This is a genomic window from Pseudoduganella flava, assembly GCF_007830495.1.
In the GTDB taxonomy this organism is placed as follows: Bacteria; Pseudomonadota; Gammaproteobacteria; order Burkholderiales; family Burkholderiaceae_D; genus Rugamonas; species Rugamonas flava.
This window is the reverse complement of sequence record NZ_VLKW01000007.1, coordinates 249,911-272,575: the sequence shown is the minus strand read 5'-3', so window position 1 is coordinate 272,575 and position 22,665 is coordinate 249,911. Positions and strand designations below refer to the sequence as shown.

The window sequence follows — 22,665 nt, the reverse complement described above, 5'->3', positions numbered from 1 at the left end:
GGCACCGACCTGGTGAACGTCGCGTTCACGGCCAAGGGTACGTACGCGATGACGGAGAACGTCGAGAACGCAACCGTCACGGCGGCCGCTTCGATCACCGTGAACGTCACGGGCAATGCGCTCGACAACGTCATCGTCGGCAACGATGCGGCCAATGCACTGACCGGCGGCGACGGCGACGACGTGCTGAACGGCGGCAAGGGCAGCGACACGTTGACGGGCGGCGCCGGCGACGACACGTTCTATGTCGATGCAGCGGGCGACAAGGTGCTCGACGACAGCGGCGTGGACACCGTGATCACCACGCTGGCCAGCTACACGCTGACGACGGGTATCGAGAACCTGAGCTACGACGGCAAGGCGGCATTTACCGGTACCGGCAATGCGCTCGCCAACGTCATCGCGGGTAACGCCGGCAACGATGTGCTGAGCGGTATGGATGGCGACGATGTGCTGGCTGGTGGCGCGGGCAACGACCGGCTCACCGGCGGCAATGGCGCCGACACCTTCGTGCTGGGCCAGGGCCTGGACACGGTAACCGACTTCAAGACCGGTGTCGACAAGCTGGCCATCGCACTGAAGATCGGCGACCGCGATACCGTCATCGAGGATGCCGAAACGAAGGCCGCGCCGGGCGGCTTCTCGGCCGACGCGGAATTGGTGGTCTTCACGCAGAACGTGACGAGCCTGACGACGGCGAATGCGGCCAAGGCGATCGGCAGCGCGGCGGGCGACTACGTGCAGGGCGAGACGGCACTGTTCGCGCTGCACAGCGGGACCACGACGGCGCTGTACCTGTTCACCAGCAGTGGTGTCGATGCCGTCGTCAGCGCGGGTGAGCTGACGCAGATCGCCACGGTGACGGGCGTGCCGACCGCGGCGGACTTCGCGTTCGTCGCATAACAGACGCGCAGCTGCCCGCCACAGCGGCCACGTAAAGCCGGCGCCCGCGCAAGCGGGGCCGGCTTTTTTCGTCCACCGTCCCGCTCAATCCAGCACGAACCGCTTCTGCGCCGGCAGGCAATGCCGGCGCAGGTCGTAGCGGTCGACGATCGTGGCGCGGGCGGCCGCGCGCAGGTGCGCCAGGTCGGCGCGCCGCTCCAGCGCGTCGGCCACGGTGTGCGCCAGCGCCTGGTGGTCGAAGAAGTCCGTCAGCAGGCCGTTCTCGCCGTGGCGGATCACTTCCTGCAGAGGCGCGGTGCGCGAGCCGACGATCAGGCAGCCCGTGCTCATCGCCTCCATCAGCGACCAGGACAGCACGAACGGATACGTCAGGTACGTGTACACGGCCGACACCTGCATCAGCTGCGTCAGCAGCGCGTGCGGCAGGCGGCCGACGAAGTGCACGCGGCGCATGTCCAGCCGTGCCGCCACCTCGTCGCGGAAGATTCCCTTCCACGTCTTGCCCTGCGGCGGCGCGGCGCCGTAGCTGACGCCGTCGCTGCCGACGATCACGATACGGGCGTTCGGGCGCAGCCGCTGCAGCTCTGGCAGCGCGCGCATGAAGATGTGGTAGCCTCGATAGGGTTCCAGCTGGCGCGAGACGAACGTCACCACCTCGTCGCCCGGTTTCATCGTGATGCCGGCCGAGGACAGCGACACGCGGGCGTTCGGGTCGGGGCGGAACCGCTCCGTGTCGATGCCGTCGTGGATCACCGAGATCCGCTCGCGGAACCAGTCCGGATGGCGGTCGCGCTGGAAGGTCGTCGGCGACAGCCCCGCATCCGCGGCGGACATCGCATGCAGCAGATGGGTATTGCGCAGCCGCAGGCGCTGCAGGCTGGCCAGGTCCGGCGCGCTGGAGAACTCGGGATCGAAGTGCGAGTCGCCCCCCTCGCCCTGGTAGTAGTACTCGGCGTAGATCAGCATGCGGGCGCGCGGGAACACGTCCTTCACGTACAGCGCTTCGCCCCAGCCGGGGTGGACGAACACGATGTCCGGCGTGAAGCCGTCCTGCTTGAGCCGCAGCAGTGCCGCGGCGGCGGATTCGCCGCGCAGCACCTTGCTGTACAGGTCCTTCAATTGCGGTGCCTGCTGCCGCGCGTCGGCCGGCACGCGCGCCTGGTGCACCACGTAGCGCACACCCGGCAGCGGCTCCGCCTTGTCCGTCATGCCCAGCGCGACGACATCGTGGCCGTCGGCCGCCAGGGCCGGCGCCAGGTAGCGGAACTGGCCGGGGAAATTCTGGTGAATGAACAGGATGCGTGCCACTTACTGCCCTTTCGCCGGAGCCTGCGCCGGTTGCCCGGTCTCCGCTTCATGCCGCGCGATCGCTTTCGCAAAGTCCGCGTTCAGCGCATTCGGCACGGCCATCGACAACTGGTAATGCTCGATCAGGAAGCTTTGTCCCGTGTTGCGCAGCACACCGCTGGCCTGGCACGTGCCCATCTGCGTGGTCAGCTGCTCGTCGAACCACACGTAGCGGCGGTCCGGCGAGAAGTACACGTTGCGGCGCTGCGCCGTGAAGCTCCATGCCTTGCCGCGCTCGAAGTAGGGCCGGGCCCACGTACGGAACTGGTCGCGCGTCCAGACTTCCGTCTTGTCCGTGCCGATGTACACGCCCTGCGGCGCCATCTTGTCGAAATAGGCGGGGCGGGCGTGGGCCGCATCGTCGTGCCAGCCGTCGACGAATGCGTTCACCCGCCGCGTGAACGCGGCCGCGTCCTCGTCGGCGGCCAGGGCAAGCGCGGGCACCGCGGCCGCGCACAGCAGGACAACTGCGCCTGAAATGGCAGGCAGTGACTTCATCGTATCCTCCGGTAGAGCAGAACGCGCAGAATACACCAGTGCCGGGGCGCCGGCCATGCTGCCTGTATAATCGGCGGCTTCACTGCTACCCTAGAGATCCATGGCTTCATCCAACGACAATGTCAGCATGGCGCTGTTCTGCGACTTCGAGAACGTCGCGCTCGGCGTCCGCGACGCGAACTACGAAAAATTCGACATCAAGCCCGTGCTGGAACGCCTGCTGCTCAAGGGTAGCATCGTGGTCAAGAAGGCTTACTGCGACTGGGATCGGTACAAGGCCTTCAAGAGCCCGATGCACGAGGCGAATTTCGAGCTGATCGAAATCCCGCACGTGCGCATGTCCGGCAAGAACTCGGCCGACATCCGCATGGTCGTCGACGCGCTCGATCTGTGCTACACGAAGTCCCACGTGAACACGTTCGTGATCATTTCCGGCGACTCAGATTTCTCGCCGCTGGTGTCGAAGCTGCGCGAGAACGCCAAGAAGGTGATCGGCGTCGGCGTGAAGGATTCCACGTCCGACCTGCTGGTGGCCAACTGCGACGAATTCATCTTCTACGACGACCTGGTGCGCGAGATCCGCCGCCAGCGCAAGGATGCGCGCGACCAGCAGCAGCCGAAGCGCTCGCCGGAAGAGGAGAAAAAGAAGCGCGAGGAGATGGACCGCCGCCGGGGCGAGGCCGTCGACATCGCCTTCGAGACGTTCGATGCGCTGATCGCCGAACGGGGCGACAGCGGCAAGATCTGGGCGTCCGTGCTGAAGGAGGCGATCAAGCGCCGCAAGCCGGACTTCAACGAGGCGTATTACGGCTTCCGCACGTTCGGCAACCTGCTCGAGGAAATGAAGGCGCGCGGACTGCTGGAGTTCGGCCGCGACGAGAAGTCCGGCGCCTACGTGTACCGGGGCAGCGTGGTGGCCGTGCCCGCGGCGGCGGGCGAATCGGTGGACAGCGATGTCGCCGAAGCACCGGCAGCGGACGCGCAGGACAGCCAGGACAAGCGCGAAGGCCGGCGTGGCCGCGGCAACCGGGGCGGCCGCAACCGCCGCGGCGGTGCCGCCGAGCCGGTCGAGGCGCTGGATCATGCGCAGCCGGTGACGGATATCGAGGCTGACGAAGTCGCCGTGGCGCTGGAAAGCGCGGCGGCGGACTACGCCAGCGAGCTGCAGTCGGCCGAGGCAGCGCTGCACGAGATGGCTCGCGACGTCCGCGAGGCGCGCCGCGCGCGCGACGCGGCGGCCGCGCAGCCCGCCCCGGAGGCTGACGCGGAAGAGGAAGCAGCGCCGGAACAGCAGGCCGAGCCCGCGGAAGGCGAAGCGGCGGCCGCAGCGCCCAAGCGCAGCCGGACGAGCGCCCGCAAGCCGGCGGCAGCGAAGAAGCCCCGCGCGAAGAAGACTGCTGCGGCTGATGCGGATGCCGCTGCCGATGTTGAAGCAAGTGCTGCGGAAGCTCCTGCCGCGGCGGCGGAACCGCAGGAGGAAGCCGCTGCGCCGGTGGAGCCGGCCGAATCGGCCCCTGGCGGTGACGACGAAGGCGCAACCGCCGCAAGCAAGCGCGCGAAGAAGCCGGGCACCCACAAGGCGCCCGCGCGCAGCAGGCTGCCGCGCAAGCCGAAGGCCAAGGCCGAAGGCTGATGCCTGGCGCGGAAGGCCTCCCAGGCCTTCCGCGATTTACTGCCGGTCGCTTTGCTGCCATACTTCACGGTATAGAAGAACATATGGCGGCACGTCCATGGCTATCCTGTCCGAAATCACCCTTTATCCGATCAAGTCCTGCGGCGGCATCGCGCTGCAATCGGCCACGCTGACGCGGGCGGGCCTGATGACCGAGCAGATCTACGACCGGGAATGGATGGTCGTCGATGCCGCCGGCATGTTCATGACGCAGCGCGAACACCCGAAGATGGCGCTGATCGCTCCCCGCCTGAAAGCCGATACGCTGGAGCTGCGCGCCCCCGGCATGCTGCGGCTCGAGATTCCACTCGGCCTGCCGGACCCCGTCACGGCGCCGACGCTGACGGTGCAGGTGTTCGACCACACGCTGAAAGCCTACGACTGCGACGAGCTGACGGCCGCTTGGTTCAGCAATTACCTCGGCGTGCCGTGCCGCCTGGTGCGCTTCCACCCGGACGTGCAGCGCCTGGCCAATCCGAAATGGACGGGCGACGTGGAAGCGCCCACGCTGTTCTCGGACGGCTACCCGGTGCTCGTGATCGGCGCCGAATCGCTGCGCGACCTGAACGAGCGGCTCGTGCGCGCCGGCCGGGAACCGTTGCCGATGAACCGCTTCCGGCCCAATCTCGTCGTCGACGGCATCGGCGCCTACGAAGAGGATTACGTGGACACGTTCCGCGCCGGCGCGGCGGTGCTGAAACCCGTCAAGCCGTGCCCGCGCTGCCCGATGCCGTCGATCGACCAGGCCACCGGCCAGTTCGGCCCCGACCCGATGGACATCCTGCAGGGCTACCGCGCCAAACCGGAAGTCGATGGCGGCATCTGCTTCGGCATGAACAACATCCTGCTCGAAGGCGACGGCCAGCAAGTGCGCGTGGGCCAGGACATCGACGCCGAACTGGCCTTCTGAGCTGCCGCCGATGACGCAATCCCTGCACAGCGACGCCGAGCGCGCCGCCGAACTGGCCGCGGAAAACCGCGCGCTGCGCGCCAGGATGGCCTACATGCTCGAACAGGCCGAGCGCAATCACGAGATCATGATGCGGCACCAGGCGTTCGACCTGGAGATCGTCGGCGCGACCAGCTTTCCCGATCTCGTCGGCAGCATCTTCCGCACGCTGCCGGCGATCTCGGAACTGGAGAGCGTCACGCTGGCGCTGGTGGACGAGGATGCGGACATCCGCACCGTGATGGAAAAGCTGGGCGTCGATTTCGCCGCCTTCCCGGACCTGCTGTTCGTCTCCGGCATCGACCAGCTGGGCTTCGAGGTCGGCGCCCGCTTCGCGCACGCGAGCGCGCCGAAGCCCGTGCTGGGCATGTTCGACGCGGCGCGGCACGGCCGCCAGTTCCCGCAGCCGGGCAAGCGCCTGCAAAGCGTGGCGATCGTGCCCCTGCTGCGCAACAAGCGCATCATCGGCAGCCTGAACCTGGGCAGCGTCGACCCGACACGCTTCACGCCCAGCCTGGGCACGGACTTCGTCGAACACATGGCATCGATCATCGCGATCTGCCTGGAGAACGTGATCAGCAACGAGATGCTGAAGTACATCGGCCTGACAGATTCGCTGACGGGCGTGTACAACCGCCGCTACATCGACCGCCGCCTGCTCGAGGAAATCTCGCGGGCCCGGCGCCAGCAATACGACATCTCGTTCATGTACATCGACATCGATCACTTCAAGCGTGTCAACGACACGCTGGGGCATGGCGGCGGCGACGAAGTGCTGCGCGAGGTCGCCAACCGCATCAAGGGCGAGCTGCGCCTGTCCGACGCGCTGGCGCGCTTCGGCGGCGAGGAATTCGTCGTGCTGCTGATCGATGCGGACCTGGACAGCGCGGCGTTCGTCGCGGAACGCATCCGCGCCGCCATCTCGGCATCGATGATCGCGCTGTCCGGCGGCCTGCAGGTGTCGATCACCGGCTCGGTGGGCGTTGCCAGCCTGTCCGGCACCGGTGAGGCAACGGCGGAGGCGGCCGCGAAGGAACTGATCGCGCATGCCGACGAGGCGCTGTACCAGGCCAAGTCCGGTGGGCGCAATCGGGTTGTCCGTTACAGCGCCGAATAACAACAGGGAGTTCCGACAATGACAAAACGAGTCCTGCGGCACGGTGCCGTGATGCTGGCGCTGCTGCCTGTGCTGGCAGTGGCGCAAACGAAGCCCGTCGCCGACCTGAACGCGTGCGAGAGGCCGGTCTGGCCGCGCGAGTCGCTACGCTTCGAGCAGCAGGGCGCCGTGACGATGGCCTTCCTGGTCGGTGAGGATAGAGCGATAAGGGAGGCGAAGATTGTCGAGACGAGCGGCTTCCCGCTGCTCGATGCCGCGGCGCGCGACGGTGTTGCGAAATGCCGCTTCAAGCCGGCGATGGTCGACGGTAAGCCGCAGGCAGCCTGGATGAAAATGCAGTACGTGTGGACGCTGGAAGGCGACACCATGTCGCCGGTGGACAAGGCTTACGCCGCCGCGCCACCGGAGCAGAAGAGCGGTGTGGCCGCTGCAGCCGATCTGGGTTTGCCGGATGCTATCGCCCTGCTGACCAGCGCCGCGGTGCGGGGCGACGCGGCCGCGCAATACTGGCAAGGCACCCGGTACGAGGCCGGCAAAGGGGTGCCGGCCAACCGGGTAGCCGCATTGTTCTGGTACCGTAAGGCTGCAACGTCCGGTGACCAGCGCGCCGCGGAGGCGCTGGCGCGGCTCGATACCACGGCGCAGCCCCCGGCGAAATAACGCCCGGGATGCCTCACGCCCTGGGCTGCAGCGCGATCACCGCCATGCCGCCCAGCGCCAGCACCGCGCCCAGCACATCCCAGCGCGTCAGCGCAATGCCGTCGATGACCCGCAGCCACAGCAACGCGACGGCGATGTACATTCCGCCATACGCCGCATAGGTACGTCCCGCCGCCGTCGGGTGCAACGTGAGCAGCCAGGCAAACAGCGCGAGCGATCCTGCCGCCGGCAGCAGCAGCCACGCGCTGCGCTCTTGCTTCAGCACGAGCCACGGCAGGTAGCAGCCGACGATTTCCGCCAGTGCCGTCACGGCGAACAGGCTGGCGATGCGCAACACTTCCATGTCAGCCCTGCAGACGGTGCTCGGCCCGCGCCACCGCTTGCGCGTTCCCGCGCAGGACGATGACGTCGCCGGCTTCCAGCATGGTGTCCGCCGATGCTTCCAGCCGGTCCTTGCCGCGCCGGATGGCGGCGATCTCCGCACCGTCCAGTTCCAGGTCGGCGACCGTCCTGCCGACCGCGCCCGACACATCCGTCAGCGTCACCGAATGCAGGCGCGCCGTGTCGGCGTCGTCGCCGACGTCGCTGATGCCGTGGAAGTAGCCGCGCAGCGATGCGTAGCGTTCCTCGCGCGCGGCCTGCACGCGGTGCACCACGCGGCGCAGCGGCACGCCGAGCATCACCAGCGCGTGCGAGGCGAGCATCAGGCTGCCCTCCATCAGTTCCGGCACCACTTCGGCCGCACCGGCCGCCTTCAGCCGGTCGAGGTCCGAATCGTCGTGGCTGCGCACGATCACCGGCAGCGTGGGCGCCAGCTCGTGAACCAGGTGCAGCACCTTCAGCGCCGAGTGCGTGCTCGCATAGGTGATCACGAGCGCGCTGGCGCGATAGATGCCGGCGGCAATCAGGCTTTCGCGCCGGCCCGCGTCGCCGTACGACACGCTGGCGCCGGCCGACTGCGCCTCCTGCACGCGGCTGGGATCGAGGTCGAGCGCGTGGTAGTCGATGCCTTCTTCCTGCAGCAGCGTGGCGAGGCTCTGGCCGCTGCGGCCGAAGCCCGCCACGATCACGTGCTTTTGTGTGGACATCGTGCGCGCTGCGATCTTCGTCAGGTTCAGCGACTGCATCATCCATTCGTTGCTGGAGAATTTCAGCACCAGCTTGTCGGACTGCTCGATCAGGAACGGCGCGGCCAGCATCGACAGCACCATCGATGCCAGCACCACCTGGATGACGAACGGATCGACGAGCTCCATGCCGCCGGCCACGTTCAGCAGCACGAAGCCGAATTCGCCCGCCTGCGCCAGCGCGAGGCCGGTGCGCATCGCGGTGCCGTCGGAAGCGCCGAACAGCTTGGCCAGGCCGGCGATCAGCGCGAACTTCATCAGCACGGGGAACACGAGCAGCACCAGCACGAGCCACCAGTTATCCAGCACGATGCGCACGTTCAGCAGCATGCCGACCGTGATGAAGAACAGCCCGAGCAGCACGTCGCGGAACGGCTTGATGTCTTCTTCCACCTGGTGCCGGTATTCCGTCTCGGAGATCAGCATGCCGGCGACAAACGCGCCCAGCGCAAGCGACAGGCCGGCGCGCTCGGTGATCCAGGCGGCGCCCAGGGTGACCAGCAGGAGGTTCAGCATGAACAGTTCCTGCGAGCGGCGCTTCACGACAATGGTGAACCAGCCGCGCATCAGCTTCTGGCCGAACACCAGCAGCACCGAGAGCACCAGCACGGCCTTCAGCGTGGCCCAGCCCAGCGTCACCAGCAGGTTGTCCGGGTTCTTCGTCAGCGCAGGGATCATGATCAGCAGGGGCACCACGGCCAGGTCCTGGAACAGCAGGATGCCGATGATCTTGCGGCCATGTTCCGATTCCAGCTCGAGCCGTTCGGTGAGCATCTTGACGACGATCGCGGTGGACGACATCGCCAGCGCGCCGCCCAGCGCGAACGTGGCCTGCCACGACAGGTGGATGAACGGCGGCAGCGCGCGTTCGATCAGGAAGCCGAACAACACGGTCGCGGCGATCGTCAGCACCACCTGGGCGAGCCCCAGGCCGAACACGTCGGCCCGCATCGACTTCAGCTTGGGGAGGGAGAATTCGAGGCCGATCGAGAACATCAGGAACACGACGCCGAATTCGGCCAGGCCGTGGGTGGCCTGGCTGTCGCTGGCAAGGCCCAGCGCGTGGGGACCGATCAGGATGCCGACGGCCAGATAACCGAGCATCGGCGGCAGATGCAGCATGCGGAAGGCGACGACGCCAAGCACCGCGCTGCCCAACAACAGCAGGGTCAGTTCAAGGGGAGAGAACACTATCGAGTCCCTGAGCCGGCCGCCGGATGGGCGTGGGACGCGTGCGCGTCCTTTTGTTCCTCAGTCCGTTTGTTCCTCATTCTGTAACATCTGGCAAGTTTTTTGCTTTCCCAATTCGGCTATACTTTCGGCATGAGTGTAACCCATGAAAAAACAATGCTGAAAGCTTTTGATGCAACAACCGCAAGCCGCGCGCTGGAACTGGCCCGCGAGGCACTGCAAATCGAGGCGGACGCGCTGACCGCCCTGCACGCGCGCCTGGCAACGGACGAGAGCGTGGGCAAGGCCGTTTCCCTGCTGCTGCAATGCAAGGGGCGCGTTGTCGTGTCCGGCATTGGCAAATCCGGCCACATCGGCCGCAAGATCGCCGCCACGCTGGCGTCGACCGGCACCCCGGCCCTGTTCGTGCACCCCGCCGAGGCGGCGCACGGCGACCTGGGCATGGTAACCCCGGAAGACGCGTTCATCGCGATCTCGTATTCCGGCGAGAGCACCGAGCTGATGGCGATCCTGCCCGTCGTGAAGCGCATGGGCGGCGTCGTCATCTCGATGACGGGCAAGCCCGAGTCGAGCCTGGCGAAACTGGCGGACGTGCACCTGGACGTCTCGGTGGCGAAGGAAGCCTGCCCGATGAACCTGGCGCCGACCGCGTCGACGACGGTCACGCTGGCGCTGGGCGACGCGATCGCCGTGGCGCTGTTGGACCTGCGCGGCTTCAAGGAAGAAGACTTCGCCCGCTCGCACCCGGGCGGCGCGCTGGGCCGGCGCCTGCTGACGCACGTGCGCGACATCATGCGCACCGGTGCGGCGATCCCCGCCGTCACGACCGACACGCGGCTGCCGGACGCACTGATGCAGATCACACAGAAGGGCATGGGCATGACGGCGGTCGTCGATGCACAATACCGGCCGGTGGGCGTGTTCACCGACGGCGACCTGCGCCGCATGATCGACAAGGTGCAGGACTTTTCCAAGGTCGTCATCGGCGACGTGATGCATGCGAACCCGCGCACGATCGGCCCGGAGAAGCTGGCCGTGGACGCCGTGGCAGTGATGGAAGAACACCGCATCAACCAGATGCTCGTCGTCGACGAAGACGGCAAGCTGGTGGGCGCGCTGCACATCCACGACCTGACCCGCGCGAAGGTGATCTGATGAGCCAGACCTACGATGTGGCCAACGTGGAGCGTGCCGCGAAGGTCAAGCTGTTCATCTTCGACGTGGACGGCGTGCTGACGGACGGCAGCCTGCACTACGGTGCCGAAGGCGAGGCGTTCAAGACGTTCAACGTGCAGGATGGCCTGGGCATCAAGCTGCTGCAGGAATCGGGCGTGCAGACGGCCATCATCAGCGCGCGCCGCTCGCCGCAGGTCACGGCCCGCGCGAAGGACCTGGGCATCGAATTCGTGCACCAGGGCGGCCATGACAAGCTGACACCGTTCAAGGCGCTGCTCGCGCAGCTGGGATTGACGGAGCAGCAGGTGGGCTTCATCGGCGACGACGTCGTCGACCTGCCGATCCTCGCGCGTGCCGGCTTCGCGGTGGGGGTGCCGAACGGCCGGCCCGAGGTGCTTGCGCGCGTCCATCACGTGACGCAGAACGCCGGCGGGCGCGGTGCGGTGCGCGAGGTGTGCGAGTTCGTGCTGCGCGCGCAAGGCAATTACGACCGTATCATGGCCCAGTTCCTCGTCTGAGCATAGGAGAGCCCATGCGCAACCAACGAATCGCCCACCGCTATCGCGTATCGATCGGCATGCTGCTCGCGCTGTTCGGCGCTCTCGGCAGCTTCTGGCTGCTGCAGCTGATGAACCGCGCCGGCGAAGAGATGGAGGCGGGCATCAAGATCGACGAGCCGGATTACATCGTCGCGGGCTTCTCGTTCGTGCGCATGACGAAGGACGGCCGGCCCAGCTACATCATCTCGGGCGACAAGCTGACGCACCGGCCGTCGGACGACTCGTCGCTGATCGACAAGCCGGTGGTGCGCAGCCTGTCGGGCGACAAGCCGCCGATGGACATCCGCGCCGAACGGGCGCGGGTCGACCAGGAGAACACGCGCGTGACCTTGCAGGAGAACGTGCGCATCAATCGCGCCGCGGAAGGCACGTCGCGCGAAATGGAAATGACGACGCAGGCGCTGACGATCTTCCCGGAAGAAGACCGGATGGAGACGGACAAGCCGGTGCACCTGCGAATGGGGAACGCCACGGTGACGGGCGCCGGCATGAAGGCCAACAACGCGACGCGCCAGGTGGCGCTGCAAGGGCGCGGCACGCTGGTGTATCCGCCCCGCGGACGCTGAAACTATAGGAACCGAATATGCAGAAAATCATACTGTCGGCAGTACTGCTGCTGGGCGTGGCAGGCTACGCCGCGGCCGAGAAGGCCGACTCGTTCAAGCCCACCCAGATCGACTACGACAAGCTCGACGTCGACGACGTGAAACAGGTCTACACCGCCACCGGTAACGTCGTGCTGACGCGCGGCACCCTGCTGATGAAGGCCGACAAGGCCGTCGTCACGTACAGCCCGGACGGCTACCAGGTCGCGACCCTGACGGGCGGCGGCAAGAAGGTCACGTTCCGCCAGAAGCGCGACGGCGAAGGCGACCAGTGGATGGAAGGCGAGGCCGACCGCATCGAATACGACGAGCGGGCCGAGCTCGTGAAGATGTTCTCGCGCGCGAAGATCCGCCGCCTGGAAGGCACGAAGCCGAGCGACGAAGTCGAGGGCGAATTCATTTCGTACGACAGCCGCAAGGAGTTCTTCAGCGTGCGTAACACGAACACGGGCGCCGACAAGCCGGGTGGCGGCCGCGGCACGATGGTGATCCAGCCGAAGCGCACCGAGCCTGCGCCGGCGCCGGCCACCCCGGCAGCGGAGAAATAACATGGCGGAGCAAAGCTGCGGCAGCACGCTGATCGTGCGTGGCCTGCAAAAGAGCTACGGCAAGCGCCAGGTCGTGCACGACGTGTCGCTGCAGGTCGAATGCGGCGAAGTCGTCGGCCTCCTGGGCCCGAACGGGGCGGGCAAGACGACGTCGTTCTACATGATCGTCGGCCTGGTCGCCTCGGATGCGGGCACGATCGACATCAGCGGCGTCGACATCTCGAGCCTGCCGATCCACAAGCGCGCGACCCTGGGCCTGTCCTACCTGCCGCAGGAAGCTTCGGTGTTCCGCAAGCTGACCGTGGAGGAAAACATCCGCGCCGTGCTGGAGATCCAGAAGATCGACGGCAAGCCGCTGACGAAGGCGCAGATCGACGAACGGCTGAACGAACTGCTGGCCGACCTGCAGATCGAGAAGCTGCGCGAGAACACGGCGCTGTCGCTGTCGGGCGGCGAACGCCGCCGCGTGGAGATCGCGCGCGCGCTGGCGACCAACCCGCGCTTCGTGCTGCTGGACGAACCGTTCGCCGGCGTCGACCCGATCGCCGTGATCGAAATCCAACGGATCGTGCGCTTCCTGAAGGAACGGCAGATCGGTGTGTTGATCACGGATCATAACGTGCGCGAAACGCTGGGCATCTGCGATCGCGCGTATATCATCAATCAGGGGAGCGTACTGGCATCGGGCCGGCCCGACGACATCATTGCCGACGAGTCAGTACGCCGCGTTTATCTGGGTGAACACTTCCGCATGTGACCGGCCATGAAACAGTCTTTGCAACTGCGAACGTCGCAGCATCTCGCGCTGACCCCGCAGTTGCAGCAGTCGATCCGCCTGCTGCAATTGTCCACGCTGGAGCTGCACCAGGAACTGGAACAACTGCTGACGGATAACCCGCTGCTGGAGCGGCTCGACGATCCGCTCGACCGTTCCGTGCGCCTGCTGGCCGACGGAGCAATCAACTCGACGCCCGCTACCCCGGAAGCGCCGGCCGAAGGGCCGCCGCAGGAAGGCGCCGCGCCGGCCGAGCCGGAACCGTACGAGGGCGGCGAGGGCGATGCGCCCGAAGGCGATCACGACTGGAGCGACGCCAGCCGCGGCAAGGGCCCGGACGACGACGACGCCCGCCCGCAGCTGGAAGCGAGCCACGGCAGCCTGCGCGACCATCTGATGGAACAGATGCGCGTCACGGTGCAGGAACCACGTGACCGTGCGCTGATGGAACTGATCATCGACGCGCTCGACGACAACGGTTATCTCGAAGAGAGCCTGGAAGAGATCCACGCGCGCTTGCCGGAAGAGCTGGAGATCGAGCTCGACGAGTTGCGCACGGCGCTGAAGCTGCTGCAGAATTTCGACCCAGTCGGCGTCGGCGCGCGCAACGCGTCCGAATGCCTGGCGCTGCAGATCCGGCGCATGCCGCACGTGCCGATGGTGACGCGCCGCATGGCGCTGTGCATCGTCGAGAAACACCTGCAGTGGTTCGCGCAGCGCGACTTCAACAAGCTGAAGAAAGCCCTCGATTGCGACGACGAAGACTTGCGCGAAGCGCAGGCCGTTATCCGCCAATGCAACCCGCACCCGGGCGCCGCGTTCGCGCGTGACGTGTCAGACTACGTGGTACCCGATGTGATCGTGAAGAAAGGCCGCACCGGCTGGATTGTCACGCTGAACAACGACGTGATGCCGCGCCTGCGTGTGAATGCCCTGTACGCCAGCCTGCTCAAGCAAGGCAAGGGCGAGGCGCAGATGAATGCTCAGCTGCAGGAAGCGAAGTGGCTGATCAAGAATATGCGTCAGCGTTTCGACACGATCCTGCGCGTCGCCCAGGCCATCGTCGAGCGGCAGAAGAACTTTTTCTCGCATGGCGCTGTGGCAATGAGACCCCTTGTGTTGCGCGAAATAGCTGATACACTGGGACTACACGAGAGCACTATCTCTCGGGTAACAACTCAAAAATATATGCTGACCCCGCATGGCATGTTTGAGTTGAAGTACTTTTTTGGCAGCCATGTCGCAACCGAAGCTGGTGGGGAAGCTTCCTCGACTGCGATCCGTGCGCTGATCGTGCAATTCACAGGAGCCGAAGACCCCAAGAACCCTTTATCCGACAGTAAGATTGCGGACATGCTGGGTGAACAAGGCATGGTGATTGCGCGACGAACTGTTGCCAAATATCGCGAAGCATTGAAAATCCCCCCAGTCAGCCTCCGCAAGTCCTTGTAGCAGTAGTGCTTGGGTTCCTCTGCGCCGCCGTTCTTTCAGGCGGAGCCCGTATGAACCTGCAATATCTTCTTTAGGAGTGTGTGTATGAATCTGACCATCAGTGGACACCATATCGACGTGACGCCGGCCATCCGCGAATACGTGCAGAACAAGCTGGAGCGCGTCAAGCGGCACTTCGATCATCTGATCGATGTTAGTGTGATCCTGAGTGTAGATAACCTCACCGAGAAAGAGAAAAGGCAGAAGGCGGAAATCAACCTGCGAATGTCCGGCAAGACCGTGTTCGTGGAAAGCGTTGCGCAAGACCTGTATGCGGCGATCGACACGCTGATCGACAAACTGGACCGCCAGGTCATGAAGCACAAGGATAAAGTGCAGAACCATAATCACGAAACCATCAAGCACCTCGCCGAAAGCGAGAACCCGGCGTCAGCGGCATAACGTCGGCAAGGCTGCAAGAACAAGGGCGCGTTGGCGCCCTTTGTTATTTCAACGCGCATTTTCCGCGCGCATTTTTCAACGCTCATTTTCGACGGTTGCTTGCGACCCACCTCGTTACCGTACCGCGCTTTGTGATCATCGCGTCCTTCGCTAGAATGGACGGCGATAACGACAACGATGCGAGACCCCATGAGCGAGAACGTGCACTGCAAGGTGAGGGGCGGTACCGGCTTCCTTACGCTCGACCGGCCCCAGGCGCTGAACTCGCTGTCGCTCGAGATGATCCGTGCGCTGACCGCCACGCTGCGGGCCTGGCGCGACGATCCCGCCATCGCGGCAGTGGTACTGCGCAGCAGCAGCGAGAAGGCGTTGTGCGCGGGCGGCGACATCCGCTTCTTCCATGCCGTCGGGCGCAGCACGCCGCAGGGCGGCAGCGCGCTGCTGGACGACTTCTTCAGCGAGGAATACGCGCTCAACCATCTCGTGCACTGCTATCCGAAACCGTATGTGGCGCTGATGGATGGCGTCGTCATGGGCGGCGGCATGGGCATTTCCCAGGCCGGGTCGCGCAGCGCCGTGCGCATCGTGACGAACCGCACGCGCATGGCGATGCCCGAAGTGAACATCGGCTTCTTCCCGGACGTGGGCGGCAGCTGGTTCCTGTCCCGCGCGCCAGGCAGGCTCGGGTTGTACCTGGCGTTGACTGGGCTGACGATCGGCGCGGCCGATGCGCTGTACTGCGGCCTGGCCGACCATTACGTGCCCGAGGCCGAGCTGCCGCTGCTGGCCGACCTGATCGGCTCGACGGCGGGCGCGGGCCTGCGCGAAGCGATCGCTACGTTTGCCCGGCCGTTGAAGGAAGAGGCGGGGCATGCGGAACTGCAGGCGCACCGCGCCCTGATCGACCGCCATTTCGGGCACCGTTCGGTGGTGGAGATCATCGCGTCGCTGCGCAGCGACGATCATCCTTTTGCGCGCAAGGCGCTGGCAGCGATGGAGCAGCGTTCGCCGTTGATGATGTGCGTGACGTTCGAGCTGCTGCAGCGCGCCGGCACGCTGCCGATCGCCGACTGCCTGCGGCTCGAACGCAACCTGGCGCGGCGCGCGTTCGAGCACGGCGAAGTGATCGAAGGCGTGCGCGCGCTGGCGATCGACAAGGACAATGCGCCGCGCTGGAATCCGCCGTCGCTCGCTGCCGTGACGGACGAGATGGTGGCGCGCTTCTTCGAACCCGCGTGGCCCGCCTGGGCGCATCCGCTGCGCGACCTGTGAGGCCACCATGGACCGCCGCTCCTTCCTGACCCTTGCCGCCGCCAGCCTCGCGCTGCCGGCGCGGGCATTCGACGTTTCAGCCGCATCGGCCGCCACCGATGCGCCCGTGGCCGATCACCACCAGCACCTGTTCAGCCATGCGATCGCGCGGCTGCTCGATACCGGCGCCGGCGGCCCGCCCGTCATCACGGCGCAGGATGTCGTCGCGTTGCTCGACGAGGCGGGCATCCGCCGCGCGCTGCTGCTGTCAGCGGCGTACGTGTGGGGCAGCCCGTCACGCCGCATCGAAGACGAGTACACGAAGGTGCGCGCCGAGAACGACTTCAATGGCGCGCAGGCCGCGCCGTACCCGGACCGGCTGCGCGCGTTCGGCAGCTTCAATCCGCTGAAGGACTATGCGCTCGACGAGCTGGCCCGCTGCGCCGACGTGCCGTCGCTGAAGGGGGGCATCAAGCTCCACTTCGGCAATTCCGACGTGCAGCTGGAGCTGCCCGAACATGCCGCGCGGCTGCGCCAGGTGTTCGCGGCCGCGAATGCGAAGAAGATGGCGATCGTCGTGCACCTGCGCGCTTCGGTGTCGAAACACCGGCCGTATGGGGCGGCGCAGGCGCGCGTCTTCCTCGACGAACTGCTGCCCGCCGCGCCGGACGTGCCGGTGCAGGTCGCGCACCTGGCCGGCACGGGGCCGGGCTACGGCGACGCGCCGGCGGACGAAGTGCTGGGTGTGCTGGCCGCGGCCGTGGCGGCAAAGGACGCGCGCACGCGCAAGCTGTGGTTCGATGTCGCGACGGTGGCCAATCCCGAGATCACGCCGGAACAGCAGGCGAAGGTGGCGCAGCGCATCCGCGAGATCGGCGTGGAGCGCATCCTGTTCGGATCGGACGCGGCAGCTGGCAAGAACCTGCGGCCGCGCGAGAGCTGGGCGGCGTTCAGGAAGCTGCCGTTGAAGGAAGAGGAGTTCGCGCGGATTGCGCGGAATGTGGCGCCGTATTTTCGCTGAGGACGAGGCGGGCCGGCGGGAGCCGCCGGCTGCGTGCGCGGCTGAACAAGGTGGGGAAAGCGCGGCGGACTACGGCCGCTCTCTATGCCGCAGCACCACCCGCTCCGACTCGTTGAAATGCCGCGCCAGGCGCTCGGCCATGTACACCGAGCGGTGCTGGCCGCCAGTGCAGCCGATGGCCACCGTCAGGTAGCTGCGGTTGTCCTTCTTGAAGGCGGGCAGCCATTTCTCGATGAACGCGCGGATGTCGCCGAACATCTCCTCGGCGCTCGGTTGCGCGTCGAGGAAGGCGATCACCGGCGCGTCGCGGCCATCGAGCGGGCGCAGTGCGTGGTCGTAATACGGGTTCGGAATCGCGCGCACGTCGAACACGAAGTCGGCGTCCTGCGGAACGCCGACCTTGAACGCGAACGACTCGAAGAACAGCGTCAACGGCGCGTTCTCGCTCTCGACGAGGTCCTTGATCCAGCCGCGCAGCTTGTTCGCCGAGATCTCCGACGTGTCGATCACGTGGCCCAGCTGTTCGATGGGCGCGAGGCGCTCGCGCTCTTCCTGGATGCATTCGATCAGCGTGCGCCGGCCGGCGGGGTTCTGGCCCGGGTGCAGCTCGTGCGACAGCGGGTGGCTGCGGCGCGTTTCCGAGAAGCGGGCCACGAGCGAGTGCGTGTTCGCGGTCAGGAACATGATCTTCACGTCGTGCCCGAGTTCGCGCAGCGTGCGTACGTCGCCGGGCAGGCTGGTCAGCGAGGCGGCGCTGCGGGCGTCGACGGCCACGGCCAGCGCCTCCGTCCCTTCCTCGGCCAGGGTCGACACGAGATTGGCCAGCAGGGCTGGCGGCAGATTGTCGACGCAATAGTAACCGGTGTCTTCGAGAACGTTCAGGGCCACCGATTTGCCCGAGCCGGAAATACCGGTAATGAGGACGATACGCATGGCGCGATGATACCTGAAAACGCCGCCGGCCCGCCCGCGCGCTCAGGTGCGCCAGAAACGGTCCAGCAGCGGCGTCACGCTGGTGCCGTGGATCACGATAGACAGCATGATGACGGCCGTCGTAATGCTGATCAGGTCGCGCGCCAGCTCCGTCGGCAGACCATGATTGATCGCGTACATCAGGTAATACAGCGAGCCGATGCCGCGTACGCCGAACCACGCGATGATCGCTTGCGCGCGCGGGCTGCCGCCGCCACCGAGCGCGATCAGTACGCTGGCGGGCCGCGCAATGAAGAACAGGAACAGCGCCGTGATCCAGCCGCGCCAGTCGTCCAGCCAGAACACGGTGGCGCCACCCAGCAGCAGCACGAGCGTCAGTTCCGACAGGCGTTCAAGGTGTTCCTTGAACAGCAGCGAATTCGCCGAGATGGTGTCCTGCGCGGGCAGCACGCCCTGGTCCGTGACGACCGTCCTGCCGCTGCGGGCGGCGAGCTTCAGCTCGGTCTGGCGCAGCGCCACGCCGGCCGCGAACACGGCCAGGAAGCCCCAGGCCGATGCCGCCACCGCGAGGCCGTAGGCGACGGCGATCAGGCCAAGGCCCATCAGGTCGTCCAGCACTTCGTGCTTGGGCCGGTGCAGGCGCAGTTCATGGCTCAGCCGCGCCAGCCCGGCGCCGCACGCGACGCCGATCGCGACGCCGCCGACCGTCCCCCACAGCAGTTCGACGGTGAACCAGCGCAGGCCGTTGTCGCCGAGGTCGTGCAGGCCGAGCAAGCCGAGGCCCAGCATCACGAACGGAAAGGCGCTGCCGTCGTTCATGCCGGCCTCGCAGCTGAGGGCGAAACGCAGCGGATCCTTGTCGCCCGCGTGGCGTAGTTGCACGTCGGACGCGAGCACCGGATCGGTGGGGGCGAGGATCGCACCGAGCAGCACGCCTGCGCCCAGCGGCATGCCCAGCAGGTAGTGGGCGAACAGCGCGATCAGCAGGATCGAGATCGCCATCGCGAACCAGGCCAACCGGATCGGCGCCATCCACCGCGCCAGCAGGAACGGCACGGGCATCTTGATACCGGCCGAAAAGAGCGAAATCAGCACGGCGACTTCCGTCAGTAACTCGAGCAGCGGGGCAGCCTCGTACAGATCGAACGAGAAAATCCGCAGCCCCATCGGCCCGAGCACAAGCCCGACGCCAAGGTAGATCATCGCGGAAGTGAACGGCAGATGAGCGATCGGCGTGCCCCACAAGCCACGGGCAAGCATCAGGCAGCCGATCAGCAGGAACCACTGGTAAGTTGCCATGGAAGAGCGCGCCTGGGCGCGCTACGAGTGATGGTGACCGCTGCATCATAGCGAGACATTGCCCATCGCGGCGCAAGGGTGCTCCACGACAACACATAGCGCCGAGCCTGTGTCCAGCTTGGAGGGAAGGCAGGGGGCCGCGCGTTGCACCGCTTCGAGCCTGCCGAACGGAGTTGCGCTGCGGGGCAGCGCCTGTCCCACCCCGAAAAGTGGACACGGGCTCGGCTTTGACACGCCTGACCCGCGTGAAGAAGCAATGGATGAGGCCGTGTCACTGGTGCCAGGCACCAGTGACACAAGCGCAGCAGTAGGGCGGATGGTTCGGGCTGATGTGGCCGTGTCCCCTGGTGCCAGGCACGAGGGGACATGTCTCCTCGTGCCTGGCACCAGGGGACATGAGCTCAACAGTAACTGGGTGGGTTTCGACGAGCATGCTCGTCGCCGACGAAGCGGTGCTCGCTTGCAAGCGAGCACTCCTTGGCAGCACTTCAATGAGTGGCGATCAATCGCCGCTCATTGCCTGACGCTGCCGCTCCATGAACTCCTGCAGCGTATCGATCCCCCGCAGCTGCAGAATCGTATTACGCACTGCGGCTTCCAGCAGCACGGCGATGTTGCGGCCGGCGGCGACGGGGATCACGACTTTGCGGATCGGCAGGCCCAGCACGTCTTCCGTCGGGAACTGGAACGGCAGGCGTTCCACTTCTTCTTCCAGCGCCGAGCGGCGCACGAGGTGGACGATCAGTTTCAGACGCATCTTGCGGCGCACGGCCGTCTCGCCGAAGATCGCCTTGATGTCCAGCAGGCCCAGGCCGCGCACTTCCAGCAGGTTCTGTAGCAGTGGCGGGCAGCGGCCTTCGATCATGTTCGGGGCGATGCGCGAGAACTCGACCGCGTCGTCGGCCACGAGGCCATGGCTGCGCGAGATCAGTTCCAGGCCCAGCTCGCTCTTGCCGAGGCCGGAATCGCCCGTGATCAGGACGCCCACGCCCAGCACGTCCATGAACACGCCGTGCATGATGATGCGCTGTGCCAGCTTCTTCGACAGGTACACGCGCAGGAAGTCGATCACCTGCGCGGCCGGCAGCGGTGTCGAGAACAGCGGGATGTTTTTTTCGTCGCAGATCGCGAGGATGTCCGGGGGCGTTTCCAACCCCTGGGCGATGATCAGCGCCGGCGGACCCCCGGCGATCAGTTCGCCGATGACGTGGGCGCGCGTCAGCGCCTTCAGCCGGTGGTAGTAATTGATTTCCTGGTGGCCGAACACCTGGATGCGGCCGGGGTGGATCGTGTTCAGGTGGCCGACCTGGTCGGCCGCCGAGGCCGCATCGCCCGAGATCGTCCGTTCGCCGCCCGGAAAACCGGCGAACCACCCCAGCTGCAACGTTTCCCGATTGTCGTCGTACAGGCGCTGGATCGTCAGTGGGGTTTGCAGCATGGGTTTTTGCCTAAGGAAACGATTGAAACCTTAGTTTAACCCGCCGCCTGCAAGCTAGGTTGCCAGTTCACGATGCGGCGGTACACGGAACGGGGATCGGGATCGGTCGCCAGCGCCTGGCGGAAAGTGTCGTCCGAGAACATCTCGGCGATCTCGGACAGGATCTCCAGATGCTGTTGCGTCACGTGATCCGGAATCAGCAGGAAGAACAGCAGGTTGACGGGCTTGCCGTCCGGCGACTCGAATGGAATCGGCTCGGCCAGCCGCACGAATGCCGCCAGCGGCGACTTCAGGCTCTTCGACCCCTTGATGCGACCATGCGGAACAGCAACGCCATGACCCAGGCCCGTCGAGCCCAGGCGTTCGCGGGCAAACAGATTGTCCGAAACGGTGGAGCGGGCGATGCCGCAGTTGTTCTCGAAGATCAGGCCTGCTTGCTCGAAAGCGCGCTTCTTGCTGGACACTTCCAGGTCCAGCTGAACGTTCTCGGGCGAAAGGATTTTACTCAGGTTGTTCATAACGCGACGTAATTGGTGCGGCGCACAAAGGTGGCTGGCGAGCAGAATTATAGGCCTGTTTGTGCGCCGTGTAACTCGAAATTGCTCGGGCCGGCATGTGCCGTGAGGAATGCTGGAGTGGCTCCAAAACTGATAGGAATTGCAACAACGGCGCCAGACGCTATTTCCACGTCAAAAGCCGGCAGAGCGCCGATTTTTTGCCCGGCGCGAACACGGTTTGGCCAATTATTGCGCGTTCCGGGCGAACGTGCCGCGTGCTATCTGCAGCTCAGCACAAAACCGGAATGCGCGCTTTGAGATGGCGCAATCATTGTCTTGCGTTGCGTAAATTCGACGGCCTTCCCGCCTTCGTGAAGTTGCTGCGCCAGGGGTTGATGTCGAGGCCGCCACGGCGGGTGTAGCGGGCATACACGGTCAGGTGCGAAGGCTTGCACTCGCGCAGGATGTCGACAAAGATCCGCTCGACGCATTGCTCGTGGAACTCGTTGTGCTCGCGGAAACCGATCAGGTATTTCAGCAGGCTTTCCTGGTCGATCTGCGGCCCCGCGTAGCTGATCTGCACGCTGCCCCAGTCGGGCTGGCCCGTCACCAGGCAGTTCGACTTCAGCAGGTGCGACACCAGCGTCTCCTCGACGGGCAATTCGTCGAAGTTCGCCTTCAGGATCGATGGTTGCGGCGAATAGTTGTCGACTTCGATATCGAGCCGGTCCAGCAGCAGGCCGTCCAGTTCGCCCATCTGCAGCTTGCCGAACTCTTCCTGCAACGTCAGCGTCACTTGCACGTTCGCGCCGACGGCCGCCGACAGGTCCTGCTGCAGCAGTTCCCGCAACGCCTCCGGACCGCCCAGGCGGGTCTGGTTGAACGAGTTCAGGTACAGCTTGAAGGACTTCGATTCGACGATGTTCGGCGAGTCCGCCGGCACCGTGATGCGGGCCACGGCCACCTGCGGCTTGCCGCGCATGTTCAGCCACGACAGTTCGTAGGCATTCCAGATGTCGACGCCGAAGAACGGCAACGTGCCGGCCAAGCCGAGCTCGTCCCGCTTGCCTTGCCGCGGGATCGGAAACAGCAATTCCGGCGCGTAGTCGGTGCGGTAAGCGGAGTTCTTGCCGAGCGGTGAATGTTCGGGGGAGTTGGACATGGCGGACCTTGCCTTTGAAACGGGAAAGCCCGCCATGGTAGCG

The 22,665-nt window shown here is 65.8% G+C and carries 22 protein-coding genes and 1 pseudogene; 14 read left to right on the top strand and 9 right to left on the bottom strand.

What is annotated here, in order from left to right; genetic code table 11:
* A pseudogene (locus tag IP92_RS19105) lies at positions 1-903 on the top strand (hypothetical protein); the annotation flags it as partial.
* Between the two features lie 84 nt (positions 904-987).
* Here IP92_RS19105 and IP92_RS19100 read toward each other — a convergent pair.
* Together IP92_RS19100 and IP92_RS19095 are read right to left on the bottom strand one after the other, a co-directional pair.
* Positions 988-2,211 (bottom strand): glycosyltransferase, encoded by a 1,224-nt coding sequence (locus tag IP92_RS19100; RefSeq protein ID WP_145877964.1) that lies wholly within the window; start codon positions 2,209-2,211, stop codon positions 988-990.
* A complete protein-coding gene (locus tag IP92_RS19095; RefSeq protein WP_145877962.1) occupies positions 2,212-2,748 on the bottom strand; it encodes a nuclear transport factor 2 family protein in 537 nt (178 codons plus the stop codon).
* Positions 2,749-2,848: 100 nt separating this feature from the next.
* On the opposite strand from IP92_RS19095, the gene IP92_RS19090 reads away from it, so the two are divergent.
* From IP92_RS19090 to IP92_RS30515, 4 genes are all read left to right on the top strand, one after another.
* The gene (locus IP92_RS19090) at positions 2,849-4,381 is read left to right on the top strand and encodes an NYN domain-containing protein (RefSeq protein WP_145877960.1); all 1,533 of its coding nucleotides are present in this window, start codon (positions 2,849-2,851) and stop codon (positions 4,379-4,381) included.
* A gap of 97 nt (positions 4,382-4,478) precedes the next feature.
* Positions 4,479-5,330, top strand: coding sequence for an MOSC domain-containing protein (locus IP92_RS19085; protein ID WP_145877958.1), 852 nt, complete (start codon positions 4,479-4,481; stop codon positions 5,328-5,330).
* 10 nt (positions 5,331-5,340) lie between these two features.
* Positions 5,341-6,486, top strand: coding sequence for a GGDEF domain-containing protein (locus tag IP92_RS19080; protein WP_145877956.1), 1,146 nt, complete (start codon positions 5,341-5,343; stop codon positions 6,484-6,486).
* 18 nt (positions 6,487-6,504) lie between these two features.
* Positions 6,505-7,146: an energy transducer TonB gene (locus IP92_RS30515; RefSeq protein ID WP_229418854.1), complete on the top strand. Its 642-nt coding sequence runs from the start codon at positions 6,505-6,507 to the stop codon at positions 7,144-7,146.
* Between the two features lie 13 nt (positions 7,147-7,159).
* Here the strand turns inward: IP92_RS30515 and IP92_RS19070 are convergent, their stop codons facing one another.
* Positions 7,160-7,489, bottom strand: coding sequence for a YnfA family protein (locus IP92_RS19070; RefSeq protein WP_145877954.1), 330 nt, complete (start codon positions 7,487-7,489; stop codon positions 7,160-7,162).
* A gap of 1 nt (position 7,490) precedes the next feature.
* Positions 7,491-9,464, bottom strand: a complete 1,974-nt coding sequence (locus IP92_RS19065; RefSeq protein ID WP_145877952.1) for a monovalent cation:proton antiporter family protein — start codon at positions 9,462-9,464, stop codon at positions 7,491-7,493.
* Between the two features lie 132 nt (positions 9,465-9,596).
* Between IP92_RS19065 and IP92_RS19060 the strand changes: the two genes are divergently transcribed.
* The 9 genes from IP92_RS19060 to IP92_RS19020 all read left to right on the top strand — a co-directional run bounded on the left by IP92_RS19060 (position 9,597) and on the right by IP92_RS19020 (position 17,293).
* On the top strand, positions 9,597-10,619 hold the full coding sequence (locus tag IP92_RS19060; protein ID WP_199271794.1) for a KpsF/GutQ family sugar-phosphate isomerase: 1,023 nt from the start codon (positions 9,597-9,599) through the stop codon (positions 10,617-10,619).
* Positions 10,619-11,158: a KdsC family phosphatase gene (locus IP92_RS19055; protein ID WP_145877949.1), complete on the top strand. Its 540-nt coding sequence runs from the start codon at positions 10,619-10,621 to the stop codon at positions 11,156-11,158. Before IP92_RS19060 ends, IP92_RS19055 begins: the two co-directional genes overlap by 1 nt.
* Positions 11,159-11,172: 14 nt before the next feature.
* Positions 11,173-11,766 (top strand): LPS export ABC transporter periplasmic protein LptC, encoded by a 594-nt coding sequence (gene lptC / locus IP92_RS19050; protein ID WP_145877948.1) that lies wholly within the window; start codon positions 11,173-11,175, stop codon positions 11,764-11,766.
* Between the two features lie 17 nt (positions 11,767-11,783).
* Entirely contained in the window at positions 11,784-12,353 is a 570-nt protein-coding gene (gene lptA / locus IP92_RS19045; RefSeq protein WP_145877946.1) for a lipopolysaccharide transport periplasmic protein LptA, read from the top strand.
* Position 12,354: 1 nt separating this feature from the next.
* Complete coding sequence (gene lptB / locus IP92_RS19040; RefSeq protein WP_145877943.1) at positions 12,355-13,110, top strand: LPS export ABC transporter ATP-binding protein; 756 nt, start codon at positions 12,355-12,357, stop codon at positions 13,108-13,110.
* 6 nt (positions 13,111-13,116) lie between these two features.
* Entirely contained in the window at positions 13,117-14,580 is a 1,464-nt protein-coding gene (locus IP92_RS19035; RefSeq protein WP_145877940.1) for an RNA polymerase factor sigma-54, read from the top strand.
* 84 nt (positions 14,581-14,664) lie between these two features.
* Positions 14,665-15,021 (top strand): ribosome hibernation-promoting factor, HPF/YfiA family, encoded by a 357-nt coding sequence (hpf, locus tag IP92_RS19030; protein WP_145877938.1) that lies wholly within the window; start codon positions 14,665-14,667, stop codon positions 15,019-15,021.
* Positions 15,022-15,210: 189 nt separating this feature from the next.
* Entirely contained in the window at positions 15,211-16,293 is a 1,083-nt protein-coding gene (locus tag IP92_RS19025; protein WP_145877936.1) for an enoyl-CoA hydratase/isomerase family protein, read from the top strand.
* A 7-nt stretch (positions 16,294-16,300) separates the two neighbouring features.
* Positions 16,301-17,293, top strand: a complete 993-nt coding sequence (locus tag IP92_RS19020; protein WP_145877934.1) for an amidohydrolase family protein — start codon at positions 16,301-16,303, stop codon at positions 17,291-17,293.
* A 69-nt stretch (positions 17,294-17,362) separates the two neighbouring features.
* Here the strand turns inward: IP92_RS19020 and rapZ are convergent, their stop codons facing one another.
* From rapZ to queF, 5 genes are all read right to left on the bottom strand, one after another.
* Positions 17,363-18,226 carry an RNase adapter RapZ gene (gene rapZ, locus IP92_RS19015; protein ID WP_145877932.1) on the bottom strand — a complete coding sequence of 288 codons (864 nt, stop codon included), beginning with the start codon at positions 18,224-18,226 and terminating at the stop codon, positions 17,363-17,365.
* 42 nt (positions 18,227-18,268) lie between these two features.
* Positions 18,269-19,525, bottom strand: coding sequence for a cation:proton antiporter (locus IP92_RS19010; RefSeq protein ID WP_145877930.1), 1,257 nt, complete (start codon positions 19,523-19,525; stop codon positions 18,269-18,271).
* 502 nt (positions 19,526-20,027) lie between these two features.
* Positions 20,028-20,963, bottom strand: a complete 936-nt coding sequence (gene hprK / locus IP92_RS19005) for an HPr(Ser) kinase/phosphatase (protein WP_145877928.1) — start codon at positions 20,961-20,963, stop codon at positions 20,028-20,030.
* A gap of 35 nt (positions 20,964-20,998) precedes the next feature.
* Positions 20,999-21,481, bottom strand: coding sequence for a PTS sugar transporter subunit IIA (locus tag IP92_RS19000; RefSeq protein ID WP_145877927.1), 483 nt, complete (start codon positions 21,479-21,481; stop codon positions 20,999-21,001).
* 307 nt (positions 21,482-21,788) lie between these two features.
* Positions 21,789-22,622, bottom strand: a complete 834-nt coding sequence (gene queF / locus IP92_RS18995) for an NADPH-dependent 7-cyano-7-deazaguanine reductase QueF (protein ID WP_145877924.1) — start codon at positions 22,620-22,622, stop codon at positions 21,789-21,791.
* Positions 22,623-22,665: the final 43 nt, after the last annotated feature.

Excerpts from the sequence above, each read along its gene's own strand:
- IP92_RS19000 (WP_145877927.1), bottom strand. The coding sequence starts at position 21,481 with ATGAACAACCTGAGTAAAATCCTTTCGCCCGAGAACGTTCAGCTGGAC.
- IP92_RS19025 (WP_145877936.1), top strand. The coding sequence starts at position 15,211 with ATGAGCGAGAACGTGCACTGCAAGGTGAGGGGCGGTACCGGCTTCCTT.
- lptA (WP_145877946.1), top strand. The coding sequence starts at position 11,784 with ATGCAGAAAATCATACTGTCGGCAGTACTGCTGCTGGGCGTGGCAGGC.
- IP92_RS19090 (WP_145877960.1), top strand. The coding sequence starts at position 2,849 with ATGGCTTCATCCAACGACAATGTCAGCATGGCGCTGTTCTGCGACTTC.
- queF (WP_145877924.1), bottom strand. The coding sequence starts at position 22,622 with ATGTCCAACTCCCCCGAACATTCACCGCTCGGCAAGAACTCCGCTTAC.
- IP92_RS19070 (WP_145877954.1), bottom strand. The coding sequence starts at position 7,489 with ATGGAAGTGTTGCGCATCGCCAGCCTGTTCGCCGTGACGGCACTGGCG.
- IP92_RS19055 (WP_145877949.1), top strand. The coding sequence starts at position 10,619 with ATGAGCCAGACCTACGATGTGGCCAACGTGGAGCGTGCCGCGAAGGTC.
- IP92_RS19020 (WP_145877934.1), top strand. The coding sequence starts at position 16,301 with ATGGACCGCCGCTCCTTCCTGACCCTTGCCGCCGCCAGCCTCGCGCTG.
- IP92_RS19010 (WP_145877930.1), bottom strand. The coding sequence starts at position 19,525 with ATGGCAACTTACCAGTGGTTCCTGCTGATCGGCTGCCTGATGCTTGCC.
- IP92_RS19060 (WP_199271794.1), top strand. The coding sequence starts at position 9,597 with ATGAGTGTAACCCATGAAAAAACAATGCTGAAAGCTTTTGATGCAACA.
- rapZ (WP_145877932.1), bottom strand. The coding sequence starts at position 18,226 with ATGCGTATCGTCCTCATTACCGGTATTTCCGGCTCGGGCAAATCGGTG.
- IP92_RS19085 (WP_145877958.1), top strand. The coding sequence starts at position 4,479 with ATGGCTATCCTGTCCGAAATCACCCTTTATCCGATCAAGTCCTGCGGC.
- hprK (WP_145877928.1), bottom strand. The coding sequence starts at position 20,963 with ATGCTGCAAACCCCACTGACGATCCAGCGCCTGTACGACGACAATCGG.
- hpf (WP_145877938.1), top strand. The coding sequence starts at position 14,665 with ATGAATCTGACCATCAGTGGACACCATATCGACGTGACGCCGGCCATC.
- IP92_RS19095 (WP_145877962.1), bottom strand. The coding sequence starts at position 2,748 with ATGAAGTCACTGCCTGCCATTTCAGGCGCAGTTGTCCTGCTGTGCGCG.
- IP92_RS30515 (WP_229418854.1), top strand. The coding sequence starts at position 6,505 with ATGACAAAACGAGTCCTGCGGCACGGTGCCGTGATGCTGGCGCTGCTG.
- lptC (WP_145877948.1), top strand. The coding sequence starts at position 11,173 with ATGCGCAACCAACGAATCGCCCACCGCTATCGCGTATCGATCGGCATG.
- IP92_RS19080 (WP_145877956.1), top strand. The coding sequence starts at position 5,341 with ATGACGCAATCCCTGCACAGCGACGCCGAGCGCGCCGCCGAACTGGCC.
- lptB (WP_145877943.1), top strand. The coding sequence starts at position 12,355 with ATGGCGGAGCAAAGCTGCGGCAGCACGCTGATCGTGCGTGGCCTGCAA.
- IP92_RS19035 (WP_145877940.1), top strand. The coding sequence starts at position 13,117 with ATGAAACAGTCTTTGCAACTGCGAACGTCGCAGCATCTCGCGCTGACC.